Origin of the sequence: Streptomyces milbemycinicus (genome assembly GCF_002154605.1) — a bacterium.
Lineage (GTDB): Bacteria > Actinomycetota > Actinomycetes > Streptomycetales > Streptomycetaceae > Streptomyces > Streptomyces milbemycinicus.
In genome coordinates this window covers 1-24,199 of sequence record NZ_MUNE01000386.1, presented here as the reverse complement: position 1 = coordinate 24,199, position 24,199 = coordinate 1, and the positions used below count along the sequence as shown (strand labels likewise).

Annotated in this window: 25 protein-coding genes and 1 tRNA gene; 5 read left to right on the top strand and 21 right to left on the bottom strand. The window is 71.8% G+C overall.

All coding sequences use genetic code 11. The annotated features are described in order from the left end of the window. Positions 1–18 precede the first annotated feature (18 nt). The 4 genes from CCN51_RS29375 to CCN51_RS29360 all read right to left on the bottom strand — a co-directional run bounded on the left by CCN51_RS29375 (position 19) and on the right by CCN51_RS29360 (position 2,039). Positions 19–696 carry an RDD family protein gene (locus tag CCN51_RS29375; protein ID WP_078610543.1) on the bottom strand — a complete coding sequence of 226 codons (678 nt, stop codon included), beginning with the start codon at positions 694–696 and terminating at the stop codon, positions 19–21. Between the two features lie 142 nt (positions 697–838). Then, positions 839–925, bottom strand: a tRNA-Ser gene (locus CCN51_RS29370). A gap of 42 nt (positions 926–967) precedes the next feature. Beyond that, complete coding sequence (gene tadA / locus CCN51_RS29365) at positions 968–1,474, bottom strand: tRNA adenosine(34) deaminase TadA (protein WP_043487201.1); 507 nt, start codon at positions 1,472–1,474, stop codon at positions 968–970. 25 nt (positions 1,475–1,499) lie between these two features. Beyond that, entirely contained in the window at positions 1,500–2,039 is a 540-nt protein-coding gene (locus tag CCN51_RS29360) for a tRNA adenosine deaminase-associated protein (protein WP_106436390.1), read from the bottom strand. Between the two features lie 282 nt (positions 2,040–2,321). Between CCN51_RS29360 and upp the strand changes: the two genes are divergently transcribed. Beyond that, positions 2,322–2,957, top strand: coding sequence for a uracil phosphoribosyltransferase (gene upp / locus CCN51_RS29355; protein WP_014177804.1), 636 nt, complete (start codon positions 2,322–2,324; stop codon positions 2,955–2,957). A 63-nt stretch (positions 2,958–3,020) separates the two neighbouring features. Here upp and CCN51_RS29350 read toward each other — a convergent pair whose 3' ends face one another. The 4 genes from CCN51_RS29350 to CCN51_RS29340 form a co-directional block, all read right to left on the bottom strand. Beyond that, entirely contained in the window at positions 3,021–3,698 is a 678-nt protein-coding gene (locus tag CCN51_RS29350) for a LytR C-terminal domain-containing protein (RefSeq protein WP_043487198.1), read from the bottom strand. 136 nt (positions 3,699–3,834) lie between these two features. Then, on the bottom strand, positions 3,835–4,131 hold the full coding sequence (locus tag CCN51_RS29345) for a type II toxin-antitoxin system VapB family antitoxin (RefSeq protein WP_003986294.1): 297 nt from the start codon (positions 4,129–4,131) through the stop codon (positions 3,835–3,837). 452 nt (positions 4,132–4,583) lie between these two features. Beyond that, a complete protein-coding gene (locus CCN51_RS56010) occupies positions 4,584–4,751 on the bottom strand; it encodes a hypothetical protein (protein WP_014177802.1) in 168 nt (55 codons plus the stop codon). A 24-nt stretch (positions 4,752–4,775) separates the two neighbouring features. Beyond that, positions 4,776–5,132 carry a PRC-barrel domain-containing protein gene (locus CCN51_RS29340; protein WP_043490772.1) on the bottom strand — a complete coding sequence of 119 codons (357 nt, stop codon included), beginning with the start codon at positions 5,130–5,132 and terminating at the stop codon, positions 4,776–4,778. A gap of 199 nt (positions 5,133–5,331) precedes the next feature. Between CCN51_RS29340 and CCN51_RS29335 the strand changes: the two genes are divergently transcribed. Then, positions 5,332–6,858, top strand: a complete 1,527-nt coding sequence (locus CCN51_RS29335; protein ID WP_014177800.1) for an SDR family oxidoreductase — start codon at positions 5,332–5,334, stop codon at positions 6,856–6,858. 30 nt (positions 6,859–6,888) lie between these two features. Next, on the top strand, positions 6,889–8,283 hold the full coding sequence (locus CCN51_RS29330; RefSeq protein ID WP_043490771.1) for a cryptochrome/photolyase family protein: 1,395 nt from the start codon (positions 6,889–6,891) through the stop codon (positions 8,281–8,283). 40 nt (positions 8,284–8,323) lie between these two features. Here the strand turns inward: CCN51_RS29330 and CCN51_RS29325 are convergent, their stop codons facing one another. The 12 genes from CCN51_RS29325 to CCN51_RS29270 form a co-directional block, all read right to left on the bottom strand. Next, positions 8,324–9,580: a cytochrome P450 gene (locus CCN51_RS29325; RefSeq protein ID WP_014177798.1), complete on the bottom strand. Its 1,257-nt coding sequence runs from the start codon at positions 9,578–9,580 to the stop codon at positions 8,324–8,326. Between the two features lie 30 nt (positions 9,581–9,610). Further along, positions 9,611–11,041, bottom strand: a complete 1,431-nt coding sequence (locus CCN51_RS29320; protein WP_014177797.1) for an NAD(P)/FAD-dependent oxidoreductase — start codon at positions 11,039–11,041, stop codon at positions 9,611–9,613. After that, positions 11,028–11,270 (bottom strand): ferredoxin, encoded by a 243-nt coding sequence (locus CCN51_RS29315; protein ID WP_014177796.1) that lies wholly within the window; start codon positions 11,268–11,270, stop codon positions 11,028–11,030. The genes CCN51_RS29320 and CCN51_RS29315 overlap by 14 nt, the downstream gene beginning before the upstream one ends. A 96-nt stretch (positions 11,271–11,366) precedes the next feature. Beyond that, the gene (locus CCN51_RS29310) at positions 11,367–12,506 is read right to left on the bottom strand and encodes a polyprenyl synthetase family protein (RefSeq protein WP_014177795.1); all 1,140 of its coding nucleotides are present in this window, start codon (positions 12,504–12,506) and stop codon (positions 11,367–11,369) included. Continuing rightward, the gene (locus CCN51_RS29305; RefSeq protein WP_014177794.1) at positions 12,503–13,603 is read right to left on the bottom strand and encodes a tetratricopeptide repeat protein; all 1,101 of its coding nucleotides are present in this window, start codon (positions 13,601–13,603) and stop codon (positions 12,503–12,505) included. The genes CCN51_RS29310 and CCN51_RS29305 overlap by 4 nt, the downstream gene beginning before the upstream one ends. A 200-nt stretch (positions 13,604–13,803) precedes the next feature. Further along, positions 13,804–14,367 carry a DUF4232 domain-containing protein gene (locus CCN51_RS29300; protein WP_086860271.1) on the bottom strand — a complete coding sequence of 188 codons (564 nt, stop codon included), beginning with the start codon at positions 14,365–14,367 and terminating at the stop codon, positions 13,804–13,806. A gap of 203 nt (positions 14,368–14,570) precedes the next feature. Beyond that, the gene (locus tag CCN51_RS29295) at positions 14,571–15,956 is read right to left on the bottom strand and encodes an NAD(P)/FAD-dependent oxidoreductase (protein WP_014177792.1); all 1,386 of its coding nucleotides are present in this window, start codon (positions 15,954–15,956) and stop codon (positions 14,571–14,573) included. Positions 15,957–15,978: 22 nt separating this feature from the next. Then, positions 15,979–17,088: an ABC transporter ATP-binding protein gene (locus CCN51_RS29290; RefSeq protein WP_014177791.1), complete on the bottom strand. Its 1,110-nt coding sequence runs from the start codon at positions 17,086–17,088 to the stop codon at positions 15,979–15,981. Next, a complete protein-coding gene (locus tag CCN51_RS29285; protein ID WP_014177790.1) occupies positions 17,078–17,860 on the bottom strand; it encodes an ABC transporter permease in 783 nt (260 codons plus the stop codon). Before CCN51_RS29285 ends, CCN51_RS29290 begins: the two co-directional genes overlap by 11 nt. Before the next feature lie 13 nt (positions 17,861–17,873). Then, positions 17,874–18,830: an ABC transporter permease gene (locus CCN51_RS29280; RefSeq protein ID WP_014177789.1), complete on the bottom strand. Its 957-nt coding sequence runs from the start codon at positions 18,828–18,830 to the stop codon at positions 17,874–17,876. Beyond that, a complete protein-coding gene (locus CCN51_RS29275; RefSeq protein WP_014177788.1) occupies positions 18,827–19,984 on the bottom strand; it encodes an ABC transporter substrate-binding protein in 1,158 nt (385 codons plus the stop codon). Before CCN51_RS29275 ends, CCN51_RS29280 begins: the two co-directional genes overlap by 4 nt. A gap of 3 nt (positions 19,985–19,987) precedes the next feature. Further along, complete coding sequence (locus CCN51_RS29270) at positions 19,988–20,608, bottom strand: helix-turn-helix domain-containing protein (RefSeq protein WP_014177787.1); 621 nt, start codon at positions 20,606–20,608, stop codon at positions 19,988–19,990. Between the two features lie 297 nt (positions 20,609–20,905). On the opposite strand from CCN51_RS29270, the gene CCN51_RS29265 reads away from it, so the two are divergent. Then, positions 20,906–21,694, top strand: coding sequence for an IclR family transcriptional regulator (locus CCN51_RS29265; protein ID WP_014177786.1), 789 nt, complete (start codon positions 20,906–20,908; stop codon positions 21,692–21,694). A gap of 193 nt (positions 21,695–21,887) precedes the next feature. Then, positions 21,888–23,069: a PP2C family protein-serine/threonine phosphatase gene (locus CCN51_RS29260; protein ID WP_014177785.1), complete on the top strand. Its 1,182-nt coding sequence runs from the start codon at positions 21,888–21,890 to the stop codon at positions 23,067–23,069. Positions 23,070–23,148: 79 nt separating this feature from the next. Here CCN51_RS29260 and CCN51_RS29255 read toward each other — a convergent pair whose 3' ends face one another. Beyond that, complete coding sequence (locus tag CCN51_RS29255; protein ID WP_014177784.1) at positions 23,149–23,982, bottom strand: hypothetical protein; 834 nt, start codon at positions 23,980–23,982, stop codon at positions 23,149–23,151. Positions 23,983–24,199: the final 217 nt, after the last annotated feature.

Genomic DNA, 24,199 nt, shown 5'->3' with positions numbered 1-24,199 from the left:
CGCCGCCGCGCTGCCCCGCTAATACTCCGTCCGGCCGCTCCGCCGCACCGCGCCGCCGATCCGGGCGAGCGCGGCGCGTACGCGCCATGTGCTGGTGACGGTGACGCCGCCCAGCCGGTCGGCCAGCGACCTCCGGGAGCCGATGAGCGCCAGCGCCGCGTTGAGCGCGAAGAAGGCTACGGCGACGATCCAGCACAGCACCGAGAGCCCGACCGCGCCCCCGGCCAGCAGGCAGCAGGCCAGCGCATACCAGCCGACATCGACCAGGGTGGTCACCGCGGCGCGCACCCCGGCCCGGCCCCGCCCGGGCCGCCCGCCGCCACGGCGCCGCACGACGCTCAGGGCCGTCAGCGCCTGCCCCGGGGTCCGGCCCAGCACGGCCAGCGCGAGGAAGTGGTAGGCGAAGGTGAACAGGGCGAGCGCACCGAAGGCCTGCTGGACGGCCGTCACCGCATGTCGCCACAGCGACTCCCCGACGTCCTGACCCGCCCCCGCCAAGTCGCCGTTCGAGGTGATGACCTCCCAAGCGCTTGTCTCGGCAAGGCTCGTCACATCGCTCACTTCGGCGCTGATCCGATGGAAGGTGAACCAGCCGAGCAGTACGGCCACTGCCACCACAGCGGCGAAATCCAACGCCCAGGCGCACAGTCGGCGCGTTCGTGGGGGGCTGGCCAGGGCCGCCCCCTCTTCAGGCATCGCGGGTGCCGGCAACGTACGTCGGAACATCAGTCCCCCCAGAAGCGTGATGTCACGGTGACCCACAGTGTAGGGGCAGTGCCGGAGCGCGACAAAGGCCCCGACCTGATCAGGTCGGGGCCCTTGTCTTTGTACTTCAGAGCGGTAGCGGTGGGATTTGAACCCACGGAGGAGTTGCCCCCTCACACGCTTTCGAGGCGTGCTCCTTAGGCCGCTCGGACACGCTACCGAGAGAGAGCTTAGCGGACGGTTGGCCGTGCTCCGAAATCGGTTAGGGGCGGGGGGCGCGGAAGAAGGCGGTGAGGAGAGCGGCGCACTGGTCTGCGAGGACGCCGGGGACGACCTCGGGGCGGTGGTTGAGGCGGCGGTCGCGGACGACGTCCCAGAGGGAGCCGACGGCGCCGGCCTTGTCGTCGGTGGCTCCGTAGACCACGCGGTCCACGCGGGACAGGACGATCGCGCCCGCGCACATGGTGCAGGGCTCGAGGGTGACCACGAGGGTGCAGCCGGTCAGGCGCCAGCTGCCGAGGCGGCCGGCGGCGTCGCGGAGCGCGAGGACCTCGGCGTGGGCTGTGGGGTCGCCGTGGGCCTCGCGCTCGTTGCGGCCGTGACCGAGGGGGGAGCCGTCCGGGCCCAGCACGACGGCGCCGACCGGCACGTCGCCCGTCTCCGGCGCCCGCGCCGCCTCCTCCAGCGCGAGGCGCATTGGTGCGCGCCAGGGGTCGCGGAGAGGGTCGGGGGCGGGACCGGAGAGGAGGCCGGACAGCGGATCGGTCATGGCACCAGTGTGGGCGACGCAGCGATCAGCGCACCGCCTCCAGCCCCTCCATGCTGCAGCCCAGCATGTCGGCGATGGATTCGAGCGCGTCCCCGTCCAGGGCCTTCAGCTCCTTCTCGTCCATGCCGAGGTCGGCGAGGATGTCGGCGTCGCCGAGGGGGCCCGCCGGGACCGGCGCGTCCGGGTCGGCGTCCTCGTCGTCGTTCGCGTCGGGCTCACCGTCCTCGGTGCCGTCCAGGTCGACGAGGCTGTCCAGGTCCTCGTCGGCGCCCCGGCCGAGCAGTTCGTCGGTGAGCATCTGGCCGTATGAGGTGCGGGCGGCCGCGGCGGCGTCCGATACATAGATGTGCGGGTCCTCCTCGCCGTCCACACGGACGACGCCGAACCACGCGTCTTCGTGCTCGACGAAGGCCAGCACCGTGTCGTCGTCTGAGGCCTCACGGGCCAGTTCGATCAGATCTGTCAGGGTCTCCACGTCATCGAGCTCTGTGTCGCTCGCTTCCCACCCTTCTGCGGTGCGCGCGAGCAATGCGGCGAAGTACACCGTGACTCTCCCACTGGTCATAGGCGTGCTGGGGCGGGCGGGACGGTGCCCCACCCCAATCGGCATCGTGACAGAAACCTTCGCTTCGCGAGAGGTCTTCCGCGCTGCGTCGTGCACCAGTCCAAAGAGATGTAACTCACGCGGACCGAAACGGACCGGTACGGGGACCGTTACGGGCCTCACCAGCGGAAGGTTCGCAGATGTGGTACTTGGTGCATCCGGGTTGGCCGCCATACCGCTGGGAGGGGCCGCAAGCGCGGCCGGGCGGTGTGGGTGTCGGGGCGCTCGGTTACTGTCGATGCCATGCGGATCCATGTCGTCGACCACCCGCTGGTGGCGCACAAACTCACCACGCTGCGCGACAAGCGCACCGATTCCCCCACCTTCCGGCGGCTCGCCGATGAACTGGTCACCCTGCTCGCGTACGAGGCGACCCGGGACGTGCGCACCGACCAGGTCGACATCGAGACCCCGGTGACGGCGACGACCGGGGTGCGGCTGTCCTATCCGCGCCCCATGGTGGTGCCGATCCTGCGGGCCGGCCTGGGGATGCTGGACGGCATGGTGCGGCTGCTGCCGACCGCCGAGGTCGGCTTCCTGGGCATGATCCGCGACGAGGAGACGCTGCAGGCGTCGACGTATGCGACGCGGATGCCCGAGGACCTCTCCGGCCGTCAGGTGTATGTGCTGGACCCGATGCTGGCGACCGGCGGGACGCTCGTCGCGGCGATCCGGGAGCTGATATCCCGTGGCGCCGACGATGTCACCGCCCTGTGTCTGCTGGCCGCGCCCGAGGGCGTGGAGACCATGGAGCGCGAGCTGGCGGGCGCGCCCGTCACGGTGGTCACCGCGTCGGTCGACGAGCGGCTGAACGAGAGCGGGTACATCGTCCCCGGGCTCGGTGACGCCGGGGACCGGATGTACGGGACGGCCGGCTGAGCGGCCCAAGCGGCCTGAGTGGCGTGGCCCGCCCCTGAGTTTGCTGGGTGGCGGGCCGGGGCGTCAGCAGGTCGGGGCGGAGGACGACGGCTTCGGCGTGGCCAGGGCGGCCATCGCCTTGACGGCGTCCTTCTCCTTGACCAGGTCCTTGAAGGCGGTCCCGATGATCAGGTCGACGTCCTTGCCCGAGCGCGCGTCGTTCTTGGTCTGGGTGCCCGCGAGCTGTGTGGCGAGTACGTCGAAGGGCCCGTCAGTGGCCGCCGGGGCGCCGAGCAGTATGCCGGGGGCCTTGACCTTCTTGTCGTACGCGGCGGGCGCGTTGCCCACCTTGCCGATCTTGAAGCCACGTTTCCGCAGCTCGTCGGCGGTGTCCTTGGCCAGCCCGGTACGCGGGGTGGCGTTGTAGACGTTGACGGTGATCTCGGCGGGCTTGGGCAGCGACTTGGGGGCCCGCTGTGCCGTACGCGCGGCCTTGTCGGCCTTGTTTTGGCCCTGGCCCTTGGCGGGCTCGCGTTTGCAGTCCGCCGTGCCCCGCGCCGTGCGCACCGTCTTGTCGTCGTCGCCGCCCGAGAACACGTCGATGAGCTGGAGCGTTCCCCAGCCGACCAGGCCGAGGGCGACGACCGTACCCATCGCGGCGAATACGAGCCGACGGCGGCCTCGGGGTCGGCGCATACGCGGGTAACGGTTGCCCGTGATGCGGTACTTTCCGCCCATGCCGGGAGGGGTGAGCATGCTCATAGCCGCAGCGTAGTGCGGCTTGGTGACGATGCCTACTAAATGATCAATGGTTGCCACATAGCCCAACCCGAAAGGGCCAACGAGCCCGTCGGGCAGGTGTGCGGCGAGTGGACGGCGTCGTGTGGTCGTCGGCCGGTCAGCCGAGTTCCAGGACGCGCGCGTGCAGCACCTGGCGCTGCTGAAGCGCGGCGCGCACGGCGCGGTGCAGCCCGTCCTCGAGATACAGATCGCCCTGCCATTTCACGACATGGGCGAAGAGGTCCCCATAGAACGTCGAGTCCTCCGCGAGCAGCGTCTCGAGGTCGAGCTGCTGCTTCGTGGTGACCAGTTGGTCAAGGCGTACCGGGCGTGGGGCGACATCCGCCCACTGGCGGGTGCTTTCCCGGCCGTGGTCGGGGTACGGCCGACCGTTTCCGATGCGCTTGAAGATCACACGGAAAGCCTACCGGGCAAGCGGCACCCGGCGCAGCCAAGGCGCGGGAGTGCCGGGTGGCTGTCGTCCGCTCCGCGCTCGCGCCGGGCCGTTCCCGGGGCTGCCCCGAGGGGGCAGAAGCGAAAAAGTCGGCAAATTCGGAAAAAATGTTTGACCCGGACTAGTCGCGCAGAAGGTGCGGGAGTAACGTAAATAACAGCCTGCGGGGCGAGCGAGGGAGCTCGACCGGAGACACGTTCAGGAAAGAGAACGTCGGGACTCCAGGAAGAAGGACTTCGGTTCTTCGGAACGGAGAGGTTCTCTGGAGAGGGCGCGTCCTAGATGGTCGGGCTGAGAGGCCGGAAGGTCGGGGAGACCGGAAGGCGACCTCCAAAACCTGATCCGGACAATGCCGGCGAAGGGAGCCCACCTCGCAGGTTTTGTCCTGCCCGGGGTCGGCCAGGCGAGAAGCGTCAGCGGACCGGGCGCCTGCCGCCGTGGCGCAGTTGCGTGCCGAGGAAGACCATGTCGGCGAGGAAGACGACCACGCCGATGATCAGCAGGTAGAGCAGCCCGCTGACGACCGCCCCGGTGATCCCGAGCGCGATCGCCACCAGGAGCAGCAGCAGGAACAGCGCCATCTCACTTTCTCCGGCTCAGAGTGGTCAGGGGCGGGCCAGTCGCCGCTCGCCGCCGGCGCCCGGCTGATAGCTCAGCTCGTAGTGCTTGAAGACCGCCTCTTCCTCGGTGGCGGGCAGCACGTCGTCGGTTCCGATGGACGGGGCGTCCCGCACCAGGTTCTTGGGATACGTGACCTTGAGATAGTCCGGGCCCACCTTCGCGCCGTCGAGCGGTACGAACACCAGCCGCCGCCGGGTCGGCATGCCGACCGTGATCGTTGCGAAGGCGGGTTCATCGGTGGCGGTGTCCACATAGATCGACTCCAGCGTGCCGATCTTGCGGCTGGAACTGTCCACCACGTCATGGTCGCGCCATTTTCGGATGTCGTCGGCCTCGAACACCGTGCCCTCCAAACATCGCTTGCTCTCATCCTCCGACGCCCTTCGGCGGGCGGCCACTCCACGCACCCGGCGGTTGCGCCGCCCGGCGGAGGCCCGGAGCATGGCTTGGGGGAGGCCATGGCGTCGCCATGGGGGAGGCCATAGGGCCGCGCAGCCGCGCGGTCACCGGTCACGGAGTCTTGCAGTCACGGAGTCCGGCATGGCAGATCACCGCAACCTCGGCCCGTCGTCCCAGTCATCCCCGTCGTCCCCGCCGCCGTGCTGTCTGGTCACCGGAGCGAGCGGCTACATCGGCAGCAGGCTGGTGCCCGAACTGCTGGCGGCCGGGCATACGGTGCGCTGTCTGGTCCGCTCGCCCGACAAGCTGCGCCGGCAGCCCTGGGCGGAGCGGGTGGGGCAGGTGCGCGGGGACGTCCTGGACGCGCGGTCCGTGCGGGCGGCGATGGAGGGCGTGGACGTCGCGTACTACCTGGTGCACTCGCTCGGGACCGGCCGCGGCTTCGAGGAGACCGACCGCCGGGCGGCCCGGAACTTCGGGGAGCAGGCGCGCGCCGCCGGGGTCCGGCGGATCGTCTACCTCGGCGGGCTGACCCCGTCCGGGGTGCCCGAGCGCGATCTGTCGCCCCATCTGCGCTCGCGGGCCGAGGTGGGACGCATGCTGCTGGCGTCGGGGGTGCCCACCGCCGTACTGCGGGCCGGTGTGATCATCGGCTCGGGTTCGGCTTCGTTCGAGATGCTGCGCCATCTGACCGAACGGCTCCCGGTGATGGTCACCCCGCGCTGGGTGCGCACCCGGACCCAGCCGATCGCCGTCCGCGATGTGCTCCGGCTGCTGGTGGGCTGCGCCGGGCTGCCGTACGAGGTGAACCGCGGCTTCGACATCGGCGGGCCGGACGTGGTCACGTACCGCGACATGATGCGGCGGTACGCGGCCGTCGCCCGGCTGCCGCGGCGGCTGGTGATCCCCGTGCCGGTGCTCACCCCACGCCTCTCCAGCCTGTGGGTCGGCCTGGTCACGCCCGTACCGGGCGCCCTCGCCCGCCCGCTGGTGGAGTCGCTGCGGTATGAAGTGGTCTGCAGGGAGGGGGACATCGCCCGCCATGTGCCGATGCCTTCGGACGGTGCCTTGAACGGTTCCCCGGACGGCCCACTCCCCCTGGACCAGGCGCTACGGCTGGCGCTGCGGTCGCATACCGCGCCGCCCGAGCCGAGCGATCCGCTGCCGACGGACCCGCCCTGGGCGGGCGGCAGCCGCCGCGTCGACCACCGCGAGCGGGTGGTGGACGCGGCGCCGGAGGAGCTTTGGCAGGCGGTGGAGGGGATCGCGCGCGGAGAGCGCTGGCAGTCCCTGCCGCCCGCCTGGGCGTTGCGCGGCTGGCTGGACACGGTGGTCGGCGGGGTGGGCCTGCACTTGGGCCGCCGGGAGACCGCCCCGCTGCGGACCGGGGACCGGCTGCGCTTCTGGCGGGTGGAGGAGGTGGAGCCGAGGCAGCGGCTGCGGCTGCGGTCCGAGCTGCCGCTGCCCGGACCGGCCTGGCTGGAGATCTCGGTGGGCGAGGACGGGGCGGGCGGCGCGGTGTACCGGCAGCACGCCGTCTTCGAACCGCACGGGCTGACCGGCCGGCTCTGCGGCTGGGGCGGCGCGGCCTGCGGCGGTCTGGTCTTCGACGGCATGGCCCGGAACGTCGCCGCCCGGGCCGAGGCGCACGCCGCCGTGCCCGGCTGAGCGGCCGGTTGAGCGGGGTGGTGAGTGCCGGTGCGGGTGAGCGTCGCTCTGTTCACCGCGGATCTGCGGGTGCACGACAATCCGGCGCTGGATGGCGCGCTGCGGGAGGCGGAGAGCGTGGTGCCGCTGTTCGTCGTCGATTCCGGGATACGCGACGCGGATTTCGTCGTGCCCAATAGGGCCGTCTTTCTCGCCGACTGCCTCGCCGACCTCGACGCGGCGCTGCGGGCACGCGGCGGACGGCTGGTGGTCCGGCGCGGTGACGTGGTCCAGGAGACCTGCCGGGTGGCGGCGCGCGTCGGGGCCGGGGCGGTGCACATGGCGGGCGGGGCGAGCGGTTACGCGGCGCGGCGCGAGGCGCGGCTGCGGGTGGCGCTGGCGCGCGAGCGGCGAGAGTTGCGGGTGCACGAGGGTGCGGTGACGGTGGTCGCGCCCGGTGTGCTTGTCCCCTCGGGCAAGAGCCACAGCACCTCGGGCGGATCCCAGCGCAAGGACCACTTCGCGGTGTTCACGCCGTACTACCGCCGATGGCGCAGCGAGCCCTGGCGCGCACCGCTCCCCGCGCCGCGCGTGGTCCGCGTGCCCTCGATCCGCTCCGCCGCCCTGCCCACCGCGGCGTCCCTGGCACCGGGCGCGGCCTCCCTCGATCTGCCCGCCGGGGGCGAGACGGCGGCCCGTCGCAGGCTGCGGCGGTGGGCGGCGGGGCCGCTGGCGGACTACGCCGAGCGGCAGGACGACCTCGCCGGGGACGCCACGTCCCGGCTCTCCCCCTATCTGCACTTCGGCTGTCTGTCGCCGGTGGAGGTGGCGCGCCGGGCGCTGGACGCGGGCGGTCCGGGCGCCGAGGCGTTCGTACGTCAGCTGGCCTGGCGGGACTTCCACCTCCAGGTCCTGGCCGCGCGCCCGGACGCCGCCCACCGCGACTACCGTCCGCGGCACGACCGCTGGCGCCAGGACGCGGATGAGGTCGCGGCCTGGTGCGCGGGGCTGACCGGCTGTCCGGTCGTGGACGCGGCGATGCGCCAGCTGACGCGGGAGGGCTGGATGCCGGGCCGGGCGCGGCTGTTGGCGGCGAGCTTCCTGGCGAAGACCCTGTACATCGACTGGCGCACCGGAGCGCGGCATTTCCTCGCGCTGCTGGTGGACGGCGATATCGCGAACAACCAGCTCAACTGGCAGTGGGCGGCCGGCACCGGCACCGACACCCGCCCGGGCAGGATCCTCAACCCGCTCATCCAGGCGCTGCGCCATGACCCCGAAGGCGAGTACGTACGCCGCTGGGTGCCCGAACTCGCCGCCGTCCAGGGCCCGGCCGTGCACCGCCCCTGGCAGCTGCCCGGGCCGGACCGCGCCGCCCTCGCGTACCCCGACCCGATCGTGGACCTCGCCGAGGCGGCGGACCGTTTCAGACGGCGCCGCGGCTGATCCGCATCGGCATCCGCATCCGCATCCGCAAGCGGCGCCTTCACGGCTCCCGGGCCGGGCGTACGCCGTCGAAACCGACGGGCAGGTGTCGCGGACCGCGCAGCACCGCGTTGTGGCGGTACGGGGGCGGGTCCTCCAGCAGTCGGGGGTTCTCCAGTCGGCGGGCGAGTTCGGCCAGCGCGATCTGGCCTTCCAGCCGGGCCAGCGGTGCGCCGTAGCAGATGTGGATGCCGCTGCCGAAGCCCAGGTGCTGGTTGTCCTTGCGGTCCGGGTCGAATCGGTCGGGGTCGGGGAAGCGCTTCGGGTCGCGGTTGCCGGAGGCCAGGACCAGCCAGATGGCCGCGCCCTTGGGGATGGTGACGCCCGCGATGTCGATGTCGGTGAGCGGGGTGCGGTGCGGCAGCAGTTGGACGGGGGGCTCGTAGCGCAGCACCTCCTCCACCAGCGGGACGGCCAGGCGTGAGTCGTCGTGCAGCCGCTTGAGGACGTCCTGGTGGCGCAGCAGGGTCAGCATTCCGTTGGCGATCAGGTTGACGGTCGTCTCGTGCCCGGCGATCAGCAGCAGTACGGCGGTGCTGACCAGTTCGGCGTGGCTCATCCGGCCGTCCGGGCCGTCCCCGTGGATGAGCGAGGAGAGCATGTCCTCAGCCGGTGCGCGGCGGCGGTCCTCGATCAGCTCGGACAGGTACATGCCCAGTTCGACACGGGCCTGCCGGACGGCCCGGCGCCGCTGGGCGACGTCCGCCTCCGCGGCGGCGGGGTCGAGGCTGGTGAGCATGGTGTCGGCCCAGGCGTGGAAGAGCGGTTCGTCGGCGCGGGGCACCCCCAGCAGCCGGCAGATCACGGTCACCGGGAAGGGGTACGCGAAGTCGTCGACCAGGTCGACCCGGTCCCGCCCCTCGAAGTCGTCGATGAGGTCGGTGACGATCCGGGCGAGCTCGCCGCGCATGTCATGGATCCGCCGCGGGGTGTGCGGCGGCCCGAAGGGGTATGTCGCGATCCGGCGCAGCCGGTCGTGCTCGGGCGGGTCGAGCCGCAGAAAGCTCGGCGGCAGGGTCGGGTCGTCCGCCTCCTCGGTCACGGCGAGCGCGGCGGCGGCGTCCGGGTCGAGGTTACGGGGGTCGGAGCTGAGCCGCGGGTCGTGCAGCAGGCCGTGGATCTCCCAGTACGTGCTGACGAGGTACGGGCCGCCCTCGTCCCGCAGCACGGGCGTCTTCCGCAGCTCGGCGTAGAGGGGGTAGGGGTCGGCGCGGTTGGCGGGGTCGGTGATCTTCCGCAGATACGTGCCGTAGGTCATGACGGAGGGTCCTTCCGGGTGGCGGGCCGGCTAGGCCCGGGCGGGGGTGAAGACGATCCGCCGTTCGGTCGGCGAGTAGCCGCAGAGGGTCACGGTCGGCCCGTGGGACGGCAGGGAGGGGTCGGGGAATTCGGCGGGGACCGGGTGCAGCCCGTCGGGCCGGCGGTCCACGGAGCGGAAGGGCGGCGGGAAGGGCGCGGCCGTCTCGATCTGCTGCTGGTAGAAGTCCAGCCACTTGGTCTGGTCGAAGGTGACGGCGGCGACGACGCGGCCCTGGCAGCCGTAGACGCCGGCGAAGCTGTGCTCGGCCAGCGAGCCCTGGGCGATGAGGATTTCCTCGCCCATCGAGGGCACCCCGATCGACTTGATGTTCACCCCGAACTGCGAGGACCAGAACGCGGGGACCCACAGGTGGGGGCGGCGGTCCGGGCCGGGGCTGATCATGTTGTGCGCCGCGACCTCGGCCTGCGCGACGGCGTTGCCCCAGTGGTCGAGGGACAGGAACTGATAGCCGAAGAGCGGATGCGGGGACCGGGCGACGTCCCCGGCCACGAACACATCGTCGGTGACCAGCCCCCGGACGTCGAACGCCCGGCACCCCGCGTCGCATGCGACGCCCCGGGGCCCGGCGCCGAGCCCCGACCCGTCCAGCCACTCGGTGTTGCGGACGGCGCCGAGCGCGACCACGGCCAGGTCCACGTCGAGGGCGGTGCCGTCGGACAGATGGGCGCGCCGCAGCCGCCCGGCCGCGTCGCCCTCCAGCGCGGTGACCATGACCGAGCAGCGCAGATCGACGCCGTGCTCCCGCTGCAGCTCCGCCGCGACCTGGCCGACCACCCCGCCCAGGGCGCCCACCAGCGGTGTCGGGCCGCGTTCGACGACGGTGACGGGCAGCCCCAGTTCCCGGCAGGCGGACGCGATCTCCGAACCGGTGAAGCCCGCGCCGATGACCAGTACCCGCCGGGGCCCGGCCATCAGCCGCCGCCCCAGCCGCTCCGCGTCCCGGTTGGTACGCAGCACGAAGACGCCGTCGAGTTCGGCCTCCGCGGGTTGCGGCCAGGGGCGGGAGCGGGCGCCGGTGGTGATCAGCAGCCGGTCGTACGGCACCTCGTCGCCGTCGTCCAGGCGCACCCGGCGGGCCGTCAGGTCCAGCCCGGTCGCGGCGGTCCGCAGCCGCCAGTGGGCCCGGATCGCCCGGCGCCTGGGCAACGTCGTGCGGTCCGCGGCCGCGCCGCCCACCAGCACCTGCTTGGACAGCGGCGGGCGGTCGTACGGCCGGTCGGGCTCGTCGCCGATGATCGTGAGCGAACCGGCGAAGCCCTCCTCGCGCAGGGTCTCCGCTCCCCGCAGACCGGCCAGGGAGGCGCCGACGATCACGATCCGCCCCTCGCGCCGCAGCCGCGCCAGGCTGTCGTCGGGGCGGTGGGCGCGGCTCGCGCCGCGTTCGTCAGTGGTGGACATCGAAGGCCGCCGGGAGCGGGTCGTCCATCATGTCGTCGACCACGTCGTCCATCAGGATCGCCTGGACCGGGCAGGCGGCCATCGCGGCGGCCACCTGCTCACGGCGCGCGTCGTCGACGTAAGGGGTGTAGCGCAGTGCCTCCTCCCCGTTCAGGGAGAACACGTCCGGCGCCAGAAAGACGCACTGGGCGTACCCCTGGCATCGGTTGAGATCGACGACAAGCCTCATCGGGCCCCGTCCTTCCTCACCAGCTCAGCGGCCTGCTCCCTGGCCAGCATGGGTGAGGCGGCCCGGCGCCGCGCGCACGGCGGGCCAAAGGGGTGGTCACAGCGCGCGGTCGACGAGGAACGGCAGCAGGGCCAGGAGTTCGGCGGCCGCGGTCGGGGCCAGCGGGACGGCGGCCAGTTGGGCGCGGGCGGCGTCCAGGTGGTGGTGGGCCTCGGCGAGGGTGGCGGCGCGCCCGCCCGCTTCCTCGACGAGTTCGGCGGCGCGGTGGACGGTCGCGTCGTCCGGAGAGGAGTCCGGGGCATCGGCGTCCGGATTGTCGGTGAGAAGCGCGGCGAGTTCGCGGGTGGCCGGGCCGTCCGCGGCCAGGGCCGCCAGTACGGGCAGCGTCTTCTTCTTCCGGCGCAGATCGCCGTGTACGGGCTTGCCCGTGACCCGTGGATCGCCCCATATGCCGAGCAGATCGTCCACGGCCTGGAAGGCCACCCCGACGTGGCGCCCGGCCCGGTCCAGCGCGGCGACGACCGGCTCCGGAGCGCCCGCGAGCTGGGCGCCGAGGGCCGCGGCACAGCCCAGCAGCGCCCCGGTCTTGCCTTCGGCCATCGCACGGTATTCGGCGGTGCGGACCGCGTCGGGGCCGGTCCAGGGGCGGGACTCGAACAGCAGGTCCTCCGCCTGGCCGCGCACCAAGTCGCCCAGCGCCCCCGACAGCTGCCGGATCGCCGCGCCGCCGTGCGGGCCGGGCGACTCGGCGAGCGTCTGCACCGCGAGGGCGAACAGCGCGTCCCCGGCCAGAACGGCGGGGCCGGTGCCGTACGCCTTCCATACGGAAGCGCGCCGGCGCCGGGTCTCGTCGCCGTCCATGATGTCGTCGTGCAGAAGTGAGAAGGCGTGGATCAGCTCGACGGCGACCGCCCCGGCGACCGCGGTCGTCCCGGGCGCACCCGCCGCCTCCGCGCCGAGCACGGCCAGGGCCTGGCGTACGCCCTTGCCGCTGCCGGGCCGCCCGGCGGCCGGGGTGCCGCCCACCTCGCACCAGCCGAAGGAGAAGGCGGCCATCTCGCCCGGATACGGGTGGAGCCGATCCACGGCCGCGGTCAGCGCGGGGAGTACGAGGCTTCGGCAGCGGGCGAGGGTGTGCGATGCGGAAGCGGGGACGGGTGGGGTGGTGGCGGTCGGGTGCGGGTGCGGGAGCGGGTGCGGGTGCGGCGGCGCGGGTGCGGTGAGCGGCGCGGTCATCGGGCGGCCACCGCCTCTCGGGCCGCTCGTGCGCCGGGTATGGGCGCGACGGACGCGCTGCGCGTGCCGGGCCGCGATATGCCCAGCTCCTCGTACGCCGCGTCGACCATCTCGCGGGCGTGCCGCAGCCCGATGCGGTCCAGCTCCCCCCGCAGGTCGTCCAGTTCCGCGGCGGTGAGCGCCGGGTCCTGCCCCAGCCGGGCGAGCGTCTTGGCCAGCCCCAGGCGGGACAGCGCGGTGCCGCGCGGCTCGCTCATGGCGCGGAATTCGGCCAGCGCCGTCTCGTAGTACTCCCGGGCCGACGGGTAATGGGCGGCGCGGAAGAGGACGTTGCCGCGCATCTTGAGGTTGTAGGCCAGCGCGCTGGTCAGCTTCATCTCGCGGCAGACGAGCTCCGCCTCGGACAGCAGCGCCAGGGCCCGGTCCACGTCCTTGTCCCGCAGGGACACGATGTCGGCCATGCCGCGCAGCGCCCACGCCCGGCCGCGCTGGTCGTCGGCCTGCGCGGCGATGGCGGCGGCCTCCTCGAACATCGCGAAGGCCGTGTCGTACGAGCCGGTGTTCCGGTGGATCTGGGCGATGCCCTCCAACGCCCAGACGGTGTGCCGGGCCTCGCCGCGCTTGCGGGCCTCGGCGAGCAGCTGCTCGTGGAGGGCGCGCACCGCCTCGTAGTCGCCCTGGATGCGGCCGGTCTCCGCGAGCCCGGCCAGCGAGTAGCCCCGGGCCACCACGTCGTCGCCGCGCTTGCCCAGCTCGGCGGCGAGGGCGAGCAGCCGGCGGGCCAGGGCGAGCGAGCCCCGCTGCCGGGCGAGGGTGCCGCCGCTCCACACCGCCCACGCCATCGCGCCGACGTCACCGGCCGCGCGGGCGGCGCGGTAGCTCGCCTTCCAGGCGCGGTCGGCCTCTTCGACATGGCCCAGGCGGCGGTGCGCCTCCGCCACGGCGAGCCCCGAGCGCGCGGCCTCCCGCGGGGAGCCCGCCCGTTCGGCGGCGCGCAGCCGGTCGGTGCCCTCGGTGAGGACGTCGGTCAGGGAGGAGTTCACCGAGAGGGAGCTGAGGGCTCCTTGGTACTCGGGAGCCAATGCCTTGGCGTACATGGATGCCTTTCTGACGCGTCGGCGGATGTCATGGTCTTGATCGAAACCGGACTATACACGGCGTGTATAAACATGGCGTATAGACGGCTGTGAGGTATGTCGGCGATGGCCCCCGCCGCAGGGCAGCGGCGGGGGCCATCGGGACGGGAAGCCGGGGGGGGAGTTGGCTTCCCGGGTCTGTGGCCGAGCCCGAGGGTGGGTTAGTCGAGGGCGTTGGCCAGGTCGCTCTGCCAGTACGTGACCTGGGCGGTGTCGTCGATGTAGACGGAGCCGCCGGGCAGTTCGACTGACTTGGAGTCGTCGGAGCCTTGGAGGAAGACTTCCAGGGAGGTGGCCTTGTAGCCGTTCTGGCCCGAGCCGTCGGCGGAGGAGGTGCGGATTCCGGCGTATGCGGTCTTGCCGGGGGCGAGGGTGACGACGGCCTGGGGCTTGGAGTCCTCGTATACGGGGGTGGCTGCCTGGGCGTCTTCGCCGAACTTCAGGATCGGGTAGCCGGGCATGTTGCAGTCCACGCCGGCGTGGTTGTTGACCTCGAGCACCATGTAGTTGACGGGCCGCTGGACGCTCTTGACGCCGATCGTCAGCTTGTTGATGTCACAGGGGCCGATCTCCTGCTCCGAGCTGTCCGGCTTGCCTTCGCTCTCGGTGCCTGTGCCCTCGTTGTTGTTGCAGGCGGTGAGGGTGAGGGCGGCGACGGCGGTCAGACCGGCGGCGGCCAGGCGCAGGGTGCGGGCGCGGCGGGCGGTGAAGGCGGTGATCGACATGGTGGGTTCCCCCCGGTGGGACTTGGCCGTTTCCGGTCTGTCTTTCTCGGTACGGCTCAAGCCTGTCGTCCCCCGCTGGCGTTCGGCTGCCGCACCACTGCCGCACCACTGCCGAGCCGCTAACGTCCCACTAACGCCCCGCCCTTACCGCCTGCCCGACCGGCGCTGAACAGCGCGTTCCGGCGAACCGAGCCCTGAAGGACTCAGTGCCGGCCGGTGATCGTGTCCGCCAGCCGCGCGAAGGCCGAGGTGCGCTCGTGGCGGGTGCTGCCCTCGCTGAGGTCGGCGACGCGGTACAGGCCGTACATCGCGTACGAGCCCAGCCAGCGCAGCGGCTCCGGTTCCCAGCGCGGGGAGGTGCGGCCCGACCACGGCAGGCGGGTGTAGCGGGTGTCCTTGCCGGCGACGAGGTCGGCGAGGGTGCGGCCGGCCAGGTACGAGGCCGTCACGCCCTGCCCGACGTAGCCCCCGGCGTGGCCGAGGCCGGTGGCCCGGTCCCAGACCACCGAGGGGGACCAGTCGCGCGGTACGCCCAGCGAGCCGCACCACGCGTGGGCGAGCTCGAAGGGGACACCGGGCCACAGGCCGCGCAGCACGCCCGCCAGCTGGCCGATGGTCCAGCGGTCGAGGCGGCCGTCGCGGTCGACGCGGGAGCCGAAGCGGTACGGGAGGCCCCGGCCGCCGAGGGCGATTCGGTTGTCGGCGGTGCGCTGGGCGTAGAAGTAGGTGTGTTGGGCGCCGGAAAGGGCCTCGCCCCCGGCCCAGCCGATGGTCTTCCAGTCGGCCTCGGACAGCGGCTCGGTGATGACCATCGAGCTGTTCATGGGCAGCATGTCCCGGCGGCGGCCGGGCAGTTGCGCGGTGTAGCCCTCGGTCGCGCGGAGGATGTGGCGGGCGGTCACGGTGCCGTGGGCGGTGCGGACCTGGCCTGGGCGGATGTCCAGGGCCGGGGTGCGTTCGGCGATCCGGACCCCGGCGGCCTCGGCGGCCGAGGCGAGGCCGGTGACCAGCTTTCCGGGGTGCAGCCGCACGTTGTGCGGGCTGTACAGGGCGCCGAGTACGCCGTCGATGCTGATCCGGTCCGCCGTTTCGGCCGCGGACAGCAGCCGTACGTCGTCCTCGGTCATGCCCCAGTCGCGTTCGGCGGCGACGGCCGCGCGGAGCCGGGCCAGTTCTGAGGGGGTGCGGCCGATGGTGAGATAGCCGCCGTGGACGGCGTCCACGTCCACGGCGTGATCGGCCATGATGCCCAGGATCTCGTCGAACGCGTCGACCGCCGCGCGCCGCAGTTCGAGCACCGCCTGCCGGCCCCCGGGACCCTCGGCCATATGGCGGGAGAGCCCGATCATCTTGCCGGAGAGCCAGCCGCCGTTGCGGCCGGAGGCGCCGTAGCCGACGTGGTGCGCCTCGACGACGAGGATCGAGGCGTCGGGCAGCGCCTGGCGCAGCCAGTAGGCGGTCCACAGACCGGTGTAGCCGGCACCGACGACGCACACATCGACCGTGGTGTCCCCGTCCAGCGGGGGGCGCTCGGGGCGTGCGGAGGCGGCCGTGTCCTGCATCCAGAAGGAGATCTGACCGTTGATCACGTCAATTGTCCTTAACAGAAAGTCACTTGTCGGGGACCACCGCGGCCATGGCCGGGTCCCAGGTGGCGAAGCCGGTGTCGCCGACGCGCAGCCCGGAGGCGGTGCCGGGGCCCTCCCGGACCAGCCCGGTGGACCCGCCGGGCAGTTCGACGGTCAGCTTGCGGGAGTGGCCCAGATAGGTCTCGTCGCGCACGGTGACCGGCACCCCGGCCCGGCCCGGGGCCGGCTGCTCGGCCGACAGCCGCAGCCGTTCGGGGCGGATCACCACCACGGCGTCGCCGCGCACCGTGTGCCCGCCCGGGAGCGGGATGCCGTACGCGCCCGCGTGCAGCCGCCCTCGGTCGTCGGGGTGGACGACGCCGCGCAGCAGTGTGGACTCGCCGAGGAACTGGGCGACGAACAGCGACTGCGGCCGCTCGTACAGCTCCTTGGCCGTGCCGACCTGCACGATCCGTCCGTCGTCGTAGACGGCGATCCGGTCCGAGAGGGTCAGCGCCTCCTCCTGGTCGTGGGTGACGTAGAGGAAGGTGGTGCCGACCTTGCGGTGGATCTCGCGGATCTCCTCCTGCAGGGCCTCGCGGAGCTTCTTGTCCAGCGCGCCCAGCGGTTCGTCCATCAGCAGTACCGGCGGCCGGTAGACGATGGCCCGGGCGAAGGCGACGCGCTGCTGCTGGCCGCCGGACAGCTGGGCGGGGCGGCGCCGCTCGAACCCCTCGAGCTGTACGGTGCGCACCGCCGTGCGCACCAGCTCGCGCCGCTCGGCCTTGGGTATCTTCCGCTGCCGCAGCGGGAACTCGATGTTGTCCCACACGCTCAGATGGGGGAACAGCGCGTACCCCTGGAAGACCATGCCCATCTCGCGCCGGTGCGGGGGCACGGCGTTGAGCGGTTCGTCGTCGACCAGGATGTCGCCGGAGGTCGGCGGGACAAACCCGGCGATCATGTTGAGCGTGGTGGTCTTGCCCGAGCCGCTGGGGCCCAGGAACGTCATGAACTCGCCCGGCTCGATGGTCAGATCGACGCCGCGTACGGCCTGGCTCGACCCGTACGTCTTGGTCAGGCCGCGCAGTTCGATGGCGGCCCCGCTGCGCTTCAGGTCGGCGGACCCAAAGTGTTCGAGGTCAGCTGACACGTCGCCTCCGGGATTGTGCGAGCAGCGCGATCGCGATCAGCGCGCTGGTGAAGCAGATGATGAGGGTGGCCGCGGCGGCGATGGTGGGATCGACGTCGCGCTGGATGCTGCTGTACATCCGCACCGGCAGGGTCTCCAGATAGGGGCTGGAGATGAACATGGACACCACGACCTCGTCGAAGGAGGTCACAAAGGCGAACATGAACCCGGACAGCAGACCGGGCGCGATCACCGGCAGGGTGACGCTGAAGAATGCGCGCCCCCGGCTCGCCCCGCAGATCGCCGCCGCGCGCTCCAGCGTGGTGTCGAACCGCGACAGCACCGAGGACACCGGGATGATCACGAACGGCAGGGCCAGTACGGTGTGCGCGATCAGGAACCCGGTGAACGTCCCCACCAGCCGCAGCTGCAGGAACAGGGCGTAGACGCCCACACCGAAGACGACCGTGGGCACCAGCATCGGGGCGATCAGCAGCGCGCCCACCGCGCCGCGGCCCCGGAACCGGCCGCGGGTCAGGGCGTAGCTCGCGGCCGTGCCCGCCACCGTGGCCAGGACCCCGACGAGGGCGCCGATCTGCAGCGAGTTCAGCAGATCGGCGACCCAGCGGCTGTCCGAGAAGAAGGTCTCGTACCACCGCAGGGACCAGCGCTCGGGCGGAAAGGCCAGCGAGCGCTGCCCGGTGAAGCTGAGCGGGATCACCACCAGCGTCGGGGCGACCAGCCAGAGCGCGACCAGCGCGCCGAAGATTTTCAGGGGGATACGTCTGCTCACAGCTCCAGACCTCTCACAGCTCCAGACCTCCCGTGACCTGGGCCGACTTACCGGTGACCCGCTTGGACACCCAGGCCGTCACCGCGAGCAGCACCCCGGCGGTCAGCAGCAGCGCCACCGCGAGCGCCCCGCCGCGGCCCCAGTTCAGCAACTCGCTGATCTGCGTGTACAGCGCGTTGGGCAGCAGCTCCTGGCGGGGCGAGCCGAGTACGGCGGGGGTGATGTAGAAGCCGAGCGAGAGGATGAACACCATCAGCGACCCGGCGAACACCCCCGGCAGCGACAGCGGGACGAAGACCCGCCAGAACGCCTTCCAGGGCGGCGCGCCGCAGATCATCCCGGCCTGCACCAACCGCCGGTCGATCGAGCGCATCGCGTTGAACAGCGGCAGCACCATGAACGGCATCAGGATCTGGCACATGCCGATCAGCACGCCCGTGGTGGTTCCGAGCAACTGCGTCCTGCCCAGGCCCAGCGCGTCCAGGACGGTGTTGAGCACCCCATGGTCCTGCAGGATGATCACCCAGGCGAAGACGCGCACCATCAGGCTGGTCCAGAACGGCATCAGCACGGCCAGCATCAGCAGCCCGCGCAGCGCCGGTCCGGACACCGTCATCAGATACGCGTACGGATAGCCGAGCACGAGCGTGATCAGCGTGGCCACGGCGGCGACGACCAGGGTGCGGCCCAGCACCTCGAGCGCGGTGGCGTCGTGCAGCAGCCAGGAGAAGTTCTGCAGCCCGGGCTCCGGCTGGGTGACGCTGCGCACCACGATCGTGGCGACCGGGTAGCCGAAACCGGCCAGCACCAGCAGTGCCGTCGGCACGATCAGCAGCCAGTGCCGGGAGCCCGGGGCCCGCTCCACCGCGGTGGCGGAGCGGCCCCGGGCCCGGTCGGCCTGCCGCCCGGCCCGCCGGTCGGCGGGCCGGGCGGGTCGGCCGGGTCTGGTCCCGGGGGAGGGCGCTGTCATCGGTTCAGCCAGTCGGTCCAGGCCGTGGACAGCTTGTCGCGGTTCTGGCCCCAGTAGGTGAAGTCCGGGGTGATGGACTGGTTGAGCACCTTCTCCTGCGTCGGGTCGAGCTTCTGGGCCTGCGGGGACAGCGTGGGCTTGGAGTTGACGTTGACCGGGGCGTAGCTGGTGTACTCCGACTGCCTGGTCTGCTGCTCTTCGCCGAGCGCGTAGTTGATCAGGCCCATGGCGGCCTTGGTGTTCTTCGAGCCCTTGGGCACGGCGAACACGTCGTACAGGGTGAAGCTGTTGTTCCACACCGGGCGGAAGTTCGCGCCGTTGGCGTTGGCCTCGTAGATACGGCCGCTCCAGGCCATGATCATGTCCGCCTGGCCGGACTGCGCGATCTGGGTCTGCTGGGCGCCGGTCTTCCAGTATGTGAGGTCGGACTTGATGTCGTCCCATTTGCGCAGCGCCCGCTTGGTGTCCAGCGGATACAGCTTGCTCGGGCCCACGCCGTCGGCCAGCAGGGCCGCCTCGAAGATGCCCGGGGTGGGGGTCGGGCGGCCGTCGACGGCCCGCTTGCCCGGGAACTTCTCGGTGTCGAAGAAGTCCTCCCAGGTGGTGGGCGGATTGTCACCGTATTTGTCGGCGTTGTAGTAGAGCCCGTATCCGTAGATCAGCGAGGGGACCATACAGGGGGACTCGGGCGTCTGGCGCGGCAGCTGCCCGGTGTTGATGATCTTGTAGTCCAGCTTCTGGTACAGCGTCTCGCAGTTGGCCGCGGCGTCCCAGGGCGTGGTGTCGACCACGTCCCACAGCACGTTCTTCGAGTTCACCTGGGCCTTGATCTTGGCGGGGTCGGTGGGGCCGTCGGTGAGCACATCGGCGCCCGAGTCCTTGGCGAACGGTTTGACGAACGCCCCCTCCTGGCCGTCCTGCATGCCCCCGCCGTACGACACAAAGGTCATCCGTACGCCCTTGAGCGCGTCCTTCTTGACCGTGCCCGCCGGCTGGCCGATGAGATCGGCCGAGTCCGCGTCCTTGCCGGGTCCTCCCTGGGCGCAGCCGGCCGTGAGCAGCACACCGACGGTCGCGAGGGCGGTCCCGGCCAGCGCGGGCCGTCGCGTCCGGGCAGCACGGAATGCTGCGGAGTGTGGGGATCGGGGGGACATCGGCTACTCCTTGTCGCCGGGCTGTGTGGGGCCCAGCACCCAGTGGACGACGGACAGAGCATCGGTCTCGTTGACGATGCGGTGCGGCTGCCTGGAGTCGAAGTCCAGGCTGTCTCCCTCGCCGAGTACGAAGCGCTCGGTGTCGAGCAGTACGGTCACCTGGTTGGTCAGCACCACGACGACCTCATGCCACCCGGGGTGGCTGTACTGCTCGTCCCCGGTCGAGCCCCCCGGCGCGAACTCGGCCTCGTACACCCCGAACCCGGACAGCGGCTCTCGGGTGAGCGAGGTCTTGCGGCCGCCGCCGACCCAGTCGAGCACCGGCCGGTCCTGCGCGCGCAGGGGCGTGGGGCCGATGGCCGAGGTGTCGAACAGCTCGGCCATGGTGATGCCGAGGGCGGAGGCGATACGCGCCAGCGTCGAGATGGAGGCGCTGCTGCGCCCGCGCTCGAGCTGGCTGAGGAAGCTCCCGCTGACATCGCTGCGCTCCGCGAGGGCGCGCAGCGACATCCGGCGCAGGCGCCGGAACGCATGCACCCGTCGGCCGACGTCCGACTCGGGACGCTCGGCGGGCGGTTCGGGGACGGACTTCGATTCGGTGGCGGGCTTCGATTCGGCGGGCACTTGAGCTCCGGGCGGGGTGGGAAGCGGAAGTGATCGACGGGAGATGAATGGAAAGGACAATGACACGCACAAGTAGGTGCGACAAGGGGTACTTAACAAACCCGCGGATGTGTGAAGTAAGCGTGAAGCAGCCGTAGTTGAGCTGGGCAAACGTGGTGTTGAAGTGATCGGCTGCGGGCGGTGAATCGATCAAGGCCGAGGGCGGGCGCGACCAGGGCCCGGGGCGTCGGGCTGATCAGGGTCCGGGCGGTCGCCGCCGGCCTTGCCTGCCCCGCGCACCCGGCGCAAGCTGGACATATGAGCGCCCAGGCGGCCCCTACGCTCATCACATCCGTGCGGCGGGCCCTCCGCCTGCTGGAGGCCGTCGGCGCGCACGAGGGCGGCGCGCCGGCGAAGCAGCTCGCACGCGAGGTGGGGCTGCCCCTGGCCACCACCTACCATCTGCTGCGCACGCTGTGTCACGACGGGTACGCGCGCAAGCTCGACGACGGCGGGTTCGTCATCGGGGACAAGGTCGACGCACTGTGCACGGGAAGCCGCGGCCAGGCGTCGCTGGCCCGGGTGCGCCCCGCGCTCACCGCACTGCGCGACGACCTGGTGGTCGCCGCGTATCTGACCTTCTACGAGGACGGCGAGATCAGGGTCGCCGATATCGTCGACAGCCCGCGGGCGCCGCGGGTCGACCTCTGGGTGGGGTTCGAGGAGGCGGGGCACGCGACGGCCCTGGGCAAATGCGTACTGCGCGAGCTGGACGCCGAGTCCCGCCAGGACTATCTGGCCCGGCATCCGCTGGCCGACCTCACGCCCCGGACGATCACCCGCAGGGAGGAGCTGGTTCGGCGGCTGGAGACCGCCCCGGCCGGTATGCCCGTTCTCGACCTTGAGGAGTACGCGCTCGGCACGGTCTGTCTCGCGGTGCCCGTCTACAGCCGGGAGACGGTCGGCTCCCTCGGGGTTTCGCTGCGGGTGGCCCCGTCCGTGCGCCGGGGGACCTCGCGTATCGCGTCCTCGCGTATCGACGAGATCCGGGACCGGCTGATTCCGGCGGGATCCCGCGTGACCAGGGGTCTTTCGCTCAGCGCCTGAAATTCACCGGCTGCTGAAATGTGTTGCGCGCCGGGATTCTCCGGCTGGCGCCGCCTCCGCCTTCACTATTTGAAATCCGGACCCTTGTGGTCGCCGCCCGGACTCCTGTTATCTAGAGCTCATGGACATCACGGGCATCACGGACATCCAGGTGTGCGTGTCTGCCACGAGCGGAGAGAGTTCAGACCCGAACATGAGCCAGGCCCGAGACCATCACCATGGCCATCGGACGAACCGGCAGCCCACCCGGCGGCCGGACCCCGCGTCCTGGGCTGCCTCGCTGGACCAGTCCCGCTGTGGGGCGTATATCGCGGTCGTGGTGACCGCGGTGACCACCTCCCTGGTCGCGCTGCTCGTCTTCCTCGGCGACGCCGGGATGAGCTGGCTTCCGCTGCTCGCCGTCGGCCCGGCGCTGGCGGCCGCCACCTGCCGGCCGTGGGGCGTGCTGCGCATCGGCATCCTCGCCACGGGGCTGGGCGCGGTCCTCGGCACCCAGACCGGTGAGCCGCTCCACCAGCTGGCGGTCACGCTGGCCGCGCTGAGCGCCGTCACCCTGGCGAGCGCGCTGGCCAGCCTGTTGCGCGGGCGCCGCGAGCGGGTGCTGGCGGCCGTCCGGTCGGTCGCCGAGACCGCCCAGAACGCGCTGCTGCGGCCGGTGCCCGCGACGGTCGGCCCGTTCCAGGTGGCCGTGCGCTACAGCGCGGCCGCCGCGGAGGCCCGGATCGGCGGCGACCTGTACGCGCTGGTGCCCACCCCGTACGGTGTGCGGCTGATCGTCGGCGATGTGCGCGGCAAAGGGCTGCCCGCGGTCGGCACCACCGCGCTGGTGCTGGGCGTCTTCCGCGAGGCCGCGTACGACGAGCCGGACCTGCTGGACGTCGTCGAGCGGATCGAGCGCAGCCTGACCCGTAACCTCGGCCCCGACGACTTCGTCACCGCCGTGGTCGCCGGATACCCGGAGCCGGGCCGGATGGAGATCGTCAACTGCGGCCACGCCCCGCCGTTGCTGGTCAGCGGCTCGACCGCTGTCACGGCGATCGAGCCTACCCACCCGGCCCCGCCGCTGGGCCTGCGCTCCCTCGTCGTACGCCGCCCGAGCCTGCAGGTGCTGCCCTTCGCCGACGGCGACCAGCTGCTGCTGTACACCGACGGGGTCACCGAGGCCCGCGACTGCGGCCGGGCGTTCTACCCGCTCGCCGAGCGGGTGGTCCGGCACGCCTGCGACGAGCCGTCCCGCACCCTGGCCGCCCTCCACGACGACCTGCTGGCACACGTCGGCGGCCGGCTCCACGACGACGCGGCGCTGCTGCTGCTCCGCAAGCCGGCCGCCGCGGACCCGGCCGCCGCTCCGCCCATGGCCGCCGAGGCCCCCTGAGCCCTACGGCTCAGGGGGGCTCCCTCCCGGCGGTCGGCGCCCCGCTCAGGGGCGCCGACCGCCGCCGACTATGCCGCCACTACTGCTTGCGGCACACCGTCACCTCTTTGCTGGGCTGGCTGGCCTGCTGCCAGTTGTGGTCGTAGTGCGTGAAGGTGACGCCGAGGCTCCACTTGCCGATGCTGAAGCCGGTCGCCTTGGTGGACTTCCAGGAGTGGCCGTACTTGGAGAACGCCTGGAGGTTCCAGCATCCCTTCTTGCTGGCCTTGAAGGAGATGCCCATGAGGCCCTGGTACCCCTGCATGTCGATCTTCCCCCGCCAGATGTTCCGCGGGCCCTCGTTGAAGAGGAATCCCGATCCGTAGGGGCCGGACTCCTGCGCCTGTGTCATCTTCTTCTTGCCGTAGAGGTTCCCATTGCCCTGGTAGACGAGGGAGTGGGCCAGGGGGGTGACCTTCTTGCTGAAGGTGATGCCGAACGCGTCGTATCCCTTGACGTTGCCGGGGAGCCTCTTCCACTTCCAGCCTGCGGCGGCGATGTAGCGGTCCGCCCCACTGGTCTTGTAGATGACCGGTTTGGTGAGCTTGATCTCATCGCTCGGGCTGCCGAGCGTGCTCAGCTCCGAACCGCCCCCGTCCACCCGCTCCAGGCAGTAGTCCGCGGCCAGCTTCGCGTCGATCCGGTCCTGCGAGAGACCCTGGCCTTCCAGCTTCTGGATGAGCGCGGTCACGCGGTCCGTCTGCGCCTTGGCGCTGTCGGGCAGCTTCGAGACACAGCCGCGAGCGGCCGTCGCCCCCGTCGCCCCCGTCGTCCCCGCCGGCGCCGACTGGCCGAAGGCCGTCGACGACGCGCCGACCGGAAGCAGAACCGCCCCCGCTACGGCGGCGCCCACCAGTCGCATCTTCGTGTGCATGTGCTTGTTCCCCTCGTTCGCGATGGATGGACGAGGTGTGCGGTCCTGCCGCGTTGTCCGGCCGGTGCGACCCCGTCTGACCTCGAGTTTTCTGGGCCGGACGTTGTCTGGCAGGCCCCATTCGCCGCGCTGGACAATTAAGTCGGTCCGGGAACGGCCGGTGGCCGCGCGGCGTCCGGTACGGGTGGGAGGCGCGGGCCGGGCGGAACGCCCAGGC